Consider the following 8,765-nt stretch of genomic DNA (forward strand, 5'->3'; position numbering starts at 1 on the left):
GTGGCGCTGAAAACCCGCAAGCGCCTTTCCTGCCCGCGCTGCCCGTTCACGACGATGGCCGGCTATGACACCCGGTGGACTGAGTCTTCCTGGCGGCACCTTGACTTCTCCGGCAGGGTCGTAGTCCTCACGATGCTGCGCCGGCGTCTTCTTTGCCCGGCCCACGGGGTCATCGTCCAGGGCGTCCCGTTTGCCAGGCCGGGATCCCGATTCACCACGGACTTTGAGGACATGATCGCCTGGCTGGTGACCCGGGCCGATAAGACCACGGTCTCCACATTCGCCCGGATAGCGTGGCGGACCGTCGGGGCGATCTGCGAACGCGTCGTTGCCGAGCAACTCGATGACACCCGGTTCGAGGGGCTGGTCAACATTGGGGTTGATGAGATCTCCTGGCGTAAACACCACCGCTACCTCACCCTCGTCTCCGACCACGCCACCTCGAAGATCATCTGGGGCGCTCCGGGGAAGAACGCGGCGACCCTAGACGGATTCTTCACCGAGATCGGTGAGGTGAACACGGCCGCTATCGAGGCGGTGAGCATGGACATGGGCCCGGCCTTCGCGAAGTCCGTGAAAACCAACGCCCCGGACGCGGTGATCTGCTTCGACCCGTTCCACGTTATCCAGCTAGCCACCAACGCGTTGGAAGCGTTCCGCCGCTGCGTCTGGCAGCGTACCCGGGAGCTGCCGGATCAAAGCATTGCCAGGAAGTTCAAGGGAACCCGCTGGGTGCTGCTGAAAAACCCGCAAGACCTGACCGCGAAACAACACGCCACCCTCGCCGGGCTGCAACGCACCGGCGGGCTGCTCTGGAAGGCCTACCAGCTCAAGGAATCGCTCCGGGAAGTCTTCGCCGGAGACCTCAACCCCGACGAGGTCATGGACATGATCACGGCCTGGTGCGAACTCGCCGCAGCCTGCGGCATCCGGGAGTTCGCCAAAGCCGCCGCAACGATCCGCTCCCACACCCAAGGCATCCACGCCGCCATCACCAGAAACCTCTCCAACGGCCGCCACGAAGGACTAAACAACAAAATCCGCACAATGACCCGACGATCCTACGGATTCCACACCCCGCAAGCCGCACTGGCCCTGATCACACTCGCCTGCGGACCAGTAAACATCAAACTTCCATACCAGAAATAACGGCGCCCACACTTACGTCAGGAGAGCCGAACAAGGCCCAGGACTCCCAGCAGCGTCAGAGCCAGGTCGACGGGAGCAACTCGCCGCGCCAATCCGAAAATCGGCAGCATCGGCAGGGTAAGGCGCAAGACCAGGAGCAACATGGCAAGGCCGGCGAGACTCAACACAAAGGCAAAGGACATGGGTCCACCGTATCCCGCACTTTTCAGACAAAGTGTGTCCTGGATTGCAGAACTACGCCGACGATGCGCCTAGCGTTCAAGCAAGCGATATAGCAAGCCCACTGAAAGGTAATCCCATGGCGACCGACCGTAAGCACCTGTCCGGCACCGAGACCACCACATCCGCTGTCGCATCACCGCCAGTCACTAAACGGTTGACAGCAGGAGTCATCGGCGGCTTGGCCGGAGGCGCTGTTTTTGGAGCGCTCATGGCCATGATGGGCATGCTCCCCCTGATCGCGATGCTGGTTGGCAGCGAATCCGCCATCGTTGGCTTGTTGGTGCATTTGGCCATCTCTGTTCTGATTGGACTCGGTCTGACGCTCCTGCTGAGCAGGATGCTCACTGGCTATGCGCGTGCAGCGGTCGTTGGGCTCGTCTATGGCGCCCTGTGGTGGGTACTGGGACCACTGCTCCTGATGCCATCGATGATGGGTATGCCAGTCTTTATGATCGATGCCGCTGGTTGGATGTCGCTGATCGGGCACCTGCTGTATGGGGTTACGCTTGGAGTGACCGCCGCACGCGTCCTCCGGGTCCGTGCATGACAAACAATTGCGGATGCGACATAGCGCGCACACCGGCGAGCGGCCACCGGCCGTGGTCTCCGCACGTACGGGAGGCAGACCCATTGGCCATCGGTCCGGTTGACCCCTTCACCTGCCTTAACGACGTTGACCTGTTTGCCGACCTCAGTACTGACGAGCTCGACGCCATGCAACTCATGGTTGCTGAGCGCACATTCCGTCCCGGCGAGCTGATTTTCTCCCAGGCACAACCCGTCACGGCCCTCTTCATCCTGAAGACCGGCCGTGTGCGGGTCTTCCGTGTCGCTGAGGATGGTAAGGCACTGACCATGGCAATCCTCGAACCTGGGGCTGTTTTTGGCGAGATGCTGCTGGTTGGCCAACAAATGTATGACAACTACGCCGAGGCGATTGACCACTCAGTGATCTGCCAGCTCACGGCCGACGACGTCGAACGGTACCTGCTTGCCGATCCGCGGATCGCGGTCAGAATCTCCCGCCTTCTAGGCGAGCGGGTGGCACGGCTTGAGGATCGGCTCACGGATCTGGCGCTGAGACCGTTGTCGGCGCGGGCTGCGAAAAACCTCATAACGCTGGCTGAATCGCGCCGGCCCACGCGGTTCAGCCAGTCGTATCCTGTCCACATCACCCACGAACAACTCGCCGGACTTTTGGGCGCAACGCGGGAAGCCACCAGCAAAGCCATGGCCGAGTTTGCCTCCACCGGCGTCATCAAACAAAGCCGCGGGAGGATCGTCGTGAAGGACCTCCCGGCACTGAAAATCATCGCAAAACGGACCTCATAGACCACGAGGCCGAATACCTGTACGCGGGCATCCATGCCCATCCGCCAAAGAAAGGCACTTGCCCATGTCACGAGTCACCGTTCACACCCTTGACAACGCTCCTGAAGATAGCCGAATCGAACTCAAGTCGCTGGAAGCAAAGTTTGGGAAGGTTCTGAACATCCATGGCGCCATGGCCGGCTCGCCTGTTGTGCTCCAGTCCTATGTAGCTCTGCAACAGGTGATCGGCGATTACGGAACGTTCGACGCCCGCACCCGTGAGGCGATCGCGCTCACGGTGGGAAACGCCGACGAGTGCACGTACTGCCAGTCGGCCCACACCATGGGGGCTAAAGCGGCAGGGTTATCCACGGAACAGACCGTAGCGATCCGCGAGGGACAGGTCGACTTCGACGACAAACTGGCAGCGCTTCTGACGGTGGCCCGTGAGGCAACGCTGAACAAGGGCAACGTTGAGGACGCCACGTGGCAAGGGGCACTGAGTGCCGGATGGTCCGATGTGGAACTCACAGAACTGACCACGCATGTGGCCCTGAACCTGTTCACGAACTACTTCAACCACATGGTGCAGACGGACCTTGACGTTCCGGCCGCACCGGGCTTGTAGGCACCCGCACACCATGAACGCGACGCCCTCGGTTATTGTCTTCGACGTTAATGAAACCCTCTCGGATATGGGTCCCCTCCGGGGTGCCTTCGCCGACTGCAGCCTACCGGTGCATCTGGCGAAACTCTGGTTCACCGAGACTCTCCGGGACGGCTTCGCACTGTCGGTGGCCGGTGACAATCCCGCGTTCGCTGATCTGGCCACCGACAACCTGAAACGTCTGATCAACGAGGTTAAAGGTGCCAACTATCCGGAAAATATTGAGCACATCATGGGTGCGCTCAAGGGATTGTCCCTTCACCAGGACGCTGCGCCAGGGATACGGGCGCTAGCGGACCTGGCAGACCTGGTAACCCTCAGTAACGGTGCGGCGTCAATAGCGGAAGAGCTCCTGGAGCGCGCGGGTGTGCGGGATCTGTTCCAGCGGATCTTGAGTGTCCAGGATGCTCCGCGCTGGAAGCCAGCGCGCGAAGCGTACGACTTCGCCGCACGTGAGGTGGGACATCCACCGGACGAGCTGATGTTGGTTGCTGTGCATCCATGGGACATTCACGGTGCACACGCCGCAGGTCTCAAGACTGCGTGGATCAACAGGCTAGGCGGAACGTACCCGTCCTACTTCTCCCCCGCGGATCGTGAGGCGCCGGACCTGGTATCACTTGCCCGGCAACTCACATCAGGCTGACCACGCTCTCGAGGGAGGTTCCGAGGAGCTCCCCAGCGACTGGTCAGCCACAACACCCGCGACGCCGTCAAGAGGGTGGGAGCCGCTGCAGTCTGCGCGGCATAATGCGGGCACAGTATGACGGATAAACCAGTGTCGCTCGCTGCGCTCATGCGGCAACCGCGCTACCGGCGGTTGTGGAGCGCACGGACCATCTCTCAATGGGGTGATGCCTTCAACACCGTTGCCCTGGTATTGCTGGTGTATTCCCTGACCGGCTCCGGGCTGGGCGTCTCCGGTGTGGTCATTGCCGAAATCATCCCGGTTCTGCTGCTCGCTCCCCTGGCGGGGGCACTGGTGGACCGGTTGCCGCGGGTAAAAGTGATGATTACAGCGGACCTGGTGAGAGCAGGGCTCGCCTTTGCCTTGCCCTTTGTGGACGGGAACGTTTTCAACGTCTATCTCATTGCTGTAGGGCTCTCAGCTGCGGCGGTATTCTTCAACCCGGCGTCCCAAGCTGTCCTACCCTCGATTGTCCGGGAACGCGATCTGCTGGCAGCAAACAGCGGGCTCTGGACCGCCGCCGTCGTCTCCCAGATTATCCTGGCACCCTTGGCCGGGTTGGTGATTGCCCTATTTGGCTATGACTGGGCGTTCTGGATCAACACCGCAAGCTACCTCGCTTCCGCAGCGGTACTGCTGCGATTGAGGGTACCTGCCCCGCCAGCACGGGAGCGACGTTCCTCCTGGTATCGCGATGCACGCGAAGGGCTCGCCGAACTCGCACAGCACCGACTGCTGCGCGCACTGGCCACCGCACAGTCCCTTGCGGCCCTTTCAGCAGGCGCGACAGGCGCACTGCTGGTGGTTCTGGCACAGGACCATCTTCATATCGACGAAAGCGGCTTCGGGCTGCTCATCGGGGCCATCGGAGCCGGTGCAGCTCTCGGACCGCTGATCCTCACCAAACTTACAGACAATCCTCGCCGGCCAGGGTTTGTGCTGGGACCGTTTGTGCTGCGCGGGCTGATCGATGCCGTGCTGGCAACCGTGACCGGACTCTTCTCCGCCATGGCCGCCCTGGTTATCTACGGGTTGGGAACCTCTACCGGGGCCGTCACCTTCAACTCGCTGCTCCAAGCAGAAACTCCGGAAAAACTCCGCGGACGCATCTTCGCTACTTTTGACATGCTCTGGCAATCCGGGCGGCTCATTTCGATACTCCTTGGGGGGGTTGCCGCCGACCTGTTCGGCATCCGAGCGGTCTTCTACCTAGGCGGAGCCCTCCTGCTGGCCGCTGCCTGGACTGGATGGTGTGGGCTCAGAAACGCACCCGCTGCCGATTGAGACGCCTGGTTAGTGCTGTGCATGCGCGACCTTGGGCGGGAGGGTGCTAGGGTCATTTTCATCCACACGGGAGCCCCTGCAGGGGCTGAGATCGGGCTGACGCAGCCTGCGACCGTAGAACCTGTCCGGGTAATTCCGGCGAAGGAAGTAGGAACCTTTGAGCGCCATGATTCGCATTCAGTCGCCTATGTCCACGATCAAAAGCATCAGTTGGCAGTTCCCGTCACCGAAATTGCGCTGGCTGACTCCCCCAACGGTGTGCAGAACGCACCGCTGAGCGTCTACCGCACCGCGGGGCCGGGCAGCAACCCCGTCATGGGACTTCCATCACTGCGGCACCCATGGATTGCCGGCAGGGGCGACGTCGAGCCCTACAAGGGCAGGGAAAGGACCCTGTTCGACGACGGCAAGTCGGCCGTGCGCCGCGGCAGCGCCTCGGAGGAGTGGCAGGGAGCACGGCCGGAACCGCTGCGCGCCACCGAGGGCCGGACGGTCACCCAAATACATTACGCCAGACAGGGAATCATCACCGAAGAGATGCGTTTTGTTGCCCTGCGGGAGAACTGCGACGTGGAGTTGGTTCGCGCCGAAGTTGCTGCCGGGCGCGCAATCATTCCCAACAACATCAACCATCCTGAGTCCGAGCCCATGATCATAGGCAAGGCCTTCCTGGTGAAGATCAACGCCAACATTGGCAACTCAGCGCTCACCAGCTCCATCGCCGAGGAAGTCAGCAAGATGCAGTGGGCCACGCAGTGGGGCGCGGACACTGTCATGGACTTGTCCACTGGGGATGACATCCACACCACCCGCGAATGGATTATCCGCAACTCGCCGGTCCCGATTGGAACGGTTCCCATCTATCAGGCGCTGGAAAAAGTCAACGGTGAGGCTAATGACCTGACGTGGGAGATTTTCCGGGACACCCTCATTGAGCAGTGTGAGCAGGGCGTGGACTACATGACTATCCACGCCGGCGTGCTCCTGCGGTACGTGCCGCTGAGCGCGGAACGGGTCACCGGCATCGTCTCCCGCGGCGGGTCCATTATGGCTGGCTGGTGCCTGGCACACCACCGCGAAAACTTCCTATACACCCGTTTTGACGAGCTGTGCGAGATCTTTGCCCGGTATGACGTGGCGTTCTCGCTTGGGGACGGACTGCGGCCGGGGTCCATTGCGGACGCCAACGACGCCGCCCAGTTCGCCGAGCTCGACACACTTGCCGAGCTGACCAAGCGGGCCTGGGAGTTTGATGTGCAGGTGATGGTTGAGGGACCGGGCCATATCCCGTTCCATCTGGTCCGCGAGAATGTTGAGCGCCAGCAGGAGCTTTGCGACGGCGCCCCCTTCTATACGCTGGGGCCGCTGGTTACCGACGTAGCACCTAGCTATGACCACATTACCTCGGCCATTGGCGCCACCGAGATTGCACGGTACGGCACCGCGATGCTCTGTTACATCACACCGAAGGAGCACCTCGGTCTACCCAACCGGGATCGCCGCCCACGCGGCGGACCTTGCAAAAGGGCACCCGGGCGCGCAGGAACGCGATGATGCCCTGTCCAAGGCGCGCTTTGAGTTGGTGGCGTGACCAGTTTGCGCTGGCGCTGGACCCGGTGACTGCCGAAGAGTTCCACGATGAGACGCTGCCTGCCAAGACCGCGCATTTCTGCTCGATGTGCAGGCCAAAGTTTCGCTCCATGCGTATCTCTCAGGACATCCGCGACCAGTTTGGTGGGATGTCCGCTCAACAGGCCATAGCGGGTATGGCGGCGAAGTCCGCGGAGAGTTCCGGGCTGCCGGGGGCAAGGTCTACCTGCCCGAGCCTGCGCTGCCCGGACAGTCCTGACAGCCACCTAGCGGCTCCGATGCCCCGGGCTGCCTGGGGCATCGGAGCGATGCGCTAGCTGAGCGTCGCTGTGTCGATTACGAAGCGGTAGCGGACGTCCGAGGCGAGCACCCGCTCGTACGCCTCATTGATCTTGTTGGCAGGGATGACCTCAACCTCGGAGCCGAGCTTGTGCTCGGCACAGAAATCGAGCATCTCCTGGGTTTCGCGGATGCCACCGATCATAGAGCCGGCGAAAGACCTGCGTCCGCCGATCAGCGCGAACGCATTGACCGGCAGCGGCTCGGCGGGTGCGCCAACATTGACCAACGCACCATCCAGGGAAAGCAGACCCAGGTAGGCGCTGATGTCGATCGAAGCGCTGACGGTATTGATGATCAGGTCGAAGGACTTGGCCAGATCGGTGAAGGTGTTTTCGTCGCTGGTGGCGAAGTAGTGGTCCGCGCCGAGCCGCAGCCCGTCTTCCTGCTTCTTCAGGGACTGCGACAACACGGTGACTTCGGCGCCCATGGCGTGAGCGATCTTGACGGCCATGTGGCCCAGCCCGCCAAGCCCGACGACGGCAACCTTCTTGCCCGGACCGGCGCCCCAGTGGCGCAACGGCGAGTACGTGGTGATTCCTGCGCACAGCAGCGGTGCGGCGACGTCAAGCTCAATGCCTTCGGGAATCCGGACAACGAAATCCTCGGTCACCACTACGTGGGTCGAATACCCGCCCTGGGTGATGGTGCCGTCGCGGTCCACAGCGCCGTAAGTGCCGGTGTTGCCCTTGAGGCAGTACTGCTCCTCGCCGGCGGCGCAGTTTTCACACTCACCGCAGGAGTTCACCATGCACCCCACGCCGATGCGGTCGCCGACTGCGTGCTTGGAGACGTTGGAGCCAACTTCGGTGACGATGCCTGCAATTTCGTGGCCGGGTGCAAGCGGGTAGGACGCGGGCCCCCAGTCACCCCGAACTGTATGAATGTCCGAGTGACAGATACCTGCGAACTTGATATCGATCAGGACATCGTCCGGTCCCACGTCGCGGCGCTCGATGGTGGTGGGGATCAGGTCCTCAGTGGCAGACGGTGCTGCGTAAGCATGAACGGTCGTAGGCATAAATAACTCCTGCACATCGTGTTGCTTCGAAATTCTTTGTCCTGTGTCGCCAACGTCAGCGGTCGGTGCCGTATTCCCCGCGGGGATGCACTTGGGCCGGGCGTGGGTGTGGCACCCACCCTGTTGGGTAGGTGCCACACCTTTGGGGAGAGGGTGTTGCTAGAGCAATCCGCCCAGCAGTCCCTCGTTGTCCTGACCACCGTCAGTGGTGCTGTCGGTCGAGGTATCAGCGTCAACATTGCTGTCCACGTCAGGATCGACGTCGACATCAGTGTTGTTGCCGCTGAGAATGCCGTTCAGGTTATCCGACACATCAAGATCGATTCCGTTGAGCACGTTGTTACCGTTCGCAACGTCATCGATATCGAGAAGACCACCGTTGAGGATGTTATCCAGCGACAGGTTGCCGCTATCGGTGATGTTGTTGTCGGTCACCTGGGCAACCTCGTCCACACGCGTTTCCGTGTTGTCCCCGCTGTCAGCGCTGGCCATAC

Annotated in this window: 9 protein-coding genes, 1 pseudogene and 1 riboswitch; of the genes and pseudogenes, 7 read left to right on the forward strand and 3 right to left on the reverse strand. The window is 61.7% G+C overall.

What is annotated here, in order from left to right:
• Positions 1 to 1,149: ISL3 family transposase (locus tag Y708_RS22065; RefSeq protein ID WP_162150422.1), on the forward strand; the 1,149-nt coding region annotated here is incomplete at its 5' end.
• 17 nt (positions 1,150 to 1,166) lie between these two features.
• Here Y708_RS22065 and Y708_RS28880 read toward each other — a convergent pair.
• Positions 1,167 to 1,331: a hypothetical protein gene (locus Y708_RS28880; protein WP_155853603.1), complete on the reverse strand. Its 165-nt coding sequence runs from the start codon at positions 1,329 to 1,331 to the stop codon at positions 1,167 to 1,169.
• 116 nt (positions 1,332 to 1,447) lie between these two features.
• Here Y708_RS28880 and Y708_RS22070 point away from each other — a divergent pair, with 116 nt between their 5' ends.
• From Y708_RS22070 to thiC, 6 genes and pseudogenes are all read left to right on the forward strand, one after another.
• On the forward strand, positions 1,448 to 1,918 hold the full coding sequence (locus Y708_RS22070; protein WP_253905645.1) for a hypothetical protein: 471 nt from the start codon (positions 1,448 to 1,450) through the stop codon (positions 1,916 to 1,918).
• A gap of 83 nt (positions 1,919 to 2,001) precedes the next feature.
• Positions 2,002 to 2,703, forward strand: a complete 702-nt coding sequence (locus tag Y708_RS0101010; RefSeq protein ID WP_253905646.1) for a Crp/Fnr family transcriptional regulator — start codon at positions 2,002 to 2,004, stop codon at positions 2,701 to 2,703.
• A 64-nt stretch (positions 2,704 to 2,767) separates the two neighbouring features.
• Positions 2,768 to 3,310: a carboxymuconolactone decarboxylase family protein gene (locus Y708_RS0101015; RefSeq protein ID WP_028278498.1), complete on the forward strand. Its 543-nt coding sequence runs from the start codon at positions 2,768 to 2,770 to the stop codon at positions 3,308 to 3,310.
• A gap of 13 nt (positions 3,311 to 3,323) precedes the next feature.
• Positions 3,324 to 3,995 (forward strand): haloacid dehalogenase type II, encoded by a 672-nt coding sequence (locus Y708_RS0101020; RefSeq protein WP_028278499.1) that lies wholly within the window; start codon positions 3,324 to 3,326, stop codon positions 3,993 to 3,995.
• 117 nt (positions 3,996 to 4,112) lie between these two features.
• Positions 4,113 to 5,321 (forward strand): MFS transporter, encoded by a 1,209-nt coding sequence (locus Y708_RS0101025; RefSeq protein ID WP_035774931.1) that lies wholly within the window; start codon positions 4,113 to 4,115, stop codon positions 5,319 to 5,321.
• A gap of 56 nt (positions 5,322 to 5,377) precedes the next feature.
• Positions 5,378 to 5,485: riboswitch (TPP riboswitch) on the forward strand.
• A gap of 46 nt (positions 5,486 to 5,531) precedes the next feature.
• Positions 5,532 to 7,228, forward strand: a pseudogene (thiC, locus tag Y708_RS22075) (phosphomethylpyrimidine synthase ThiC).
• Here the strand turns inward: thiC and Y708_RS0101035 are convergent.
• Both Y708_RS0101035 and Y708_RS29510 read right to left on the reverse strand, forming a co-directional pair.
• Positions 7,225 to 8,271 (reverse strand): NAD(P)-dependent alcohol dehydrogenase, encoded by a 1,047-nt coding sequence (locus Y708_RS0101035; protein WP_028278501.1) that lies wholly within the window; start codon positions 8,269 to 8,271, stop codon positions 7,225 to 7,227. The pseudogene thiC and the gene Y708_RS0101035 sit on opposite strands and share 4 nt — an antisense overlap.
• Positions 8,272 to 8,430: 159 nt before the next feature.
• On the reverse strand, positions 8,431 to 8,765 hold a 335-nt coding region (locus tag Y708_RS29510), incomplete at its 5' end, for a hypothetical protein (RefSeq protein ID WP_028278502.1).

It is taken from the genome of Arthrobacter sp. H5 (assembly GCF_000520595.1).
Lineage (GTDB): Bacteria > Actinomycetota > Actinomycetes > Actinomycetales > Micrococcaceae > Arthrobacter_D.

Excerpts from the sequence above, each read along its gene's own strand:
- Y708_RS28880 (WP_155853603.1), bottom strand. The coding sequence starts at position 1,331 with ATGTCCTTTGCCTTTGTGTTGAGTCTCGCCGGCCTTGCCATGTTGCTC.
- Y708_RS22070 (WP_253905645.1), top strand. The coding sequence starts at position 1,448 with ATGGCGACCGACCGTAAGCACCTGTCCGGCACCGAGACCACCACATCC.
- Y708_RS0101015 (WP_028278498.1), top strand. The coding sequence starts at position 2,768 with ATGTCACGAGTCACCGTTCACACCCTTGACAACGCTCCTGAAGATAGC.
- Y708_RS0101020 (WP_028278499.1), top strand. The coding sequence starts at position 3,324 with ATGAACGCGACGCCCTCGGTTATTGTCTTCGACGTTAATGAAACCCTC.
- Y708_RS0101025 (WP_035774931.1), top strand. The coding sequence starts at position 4,113 with ATGACGGATAAACCAGTGTCGCTCGCTGCGCTCATGCGGCAACCGCGC.
- Y708_RS0101035 (WP_028278501.1), bottom strand. The coding sequence starts at position 8,271 with ATGCCTACGACCGTTCATGCTTACGCAGCACCGTCTGCCACTGAGGAC.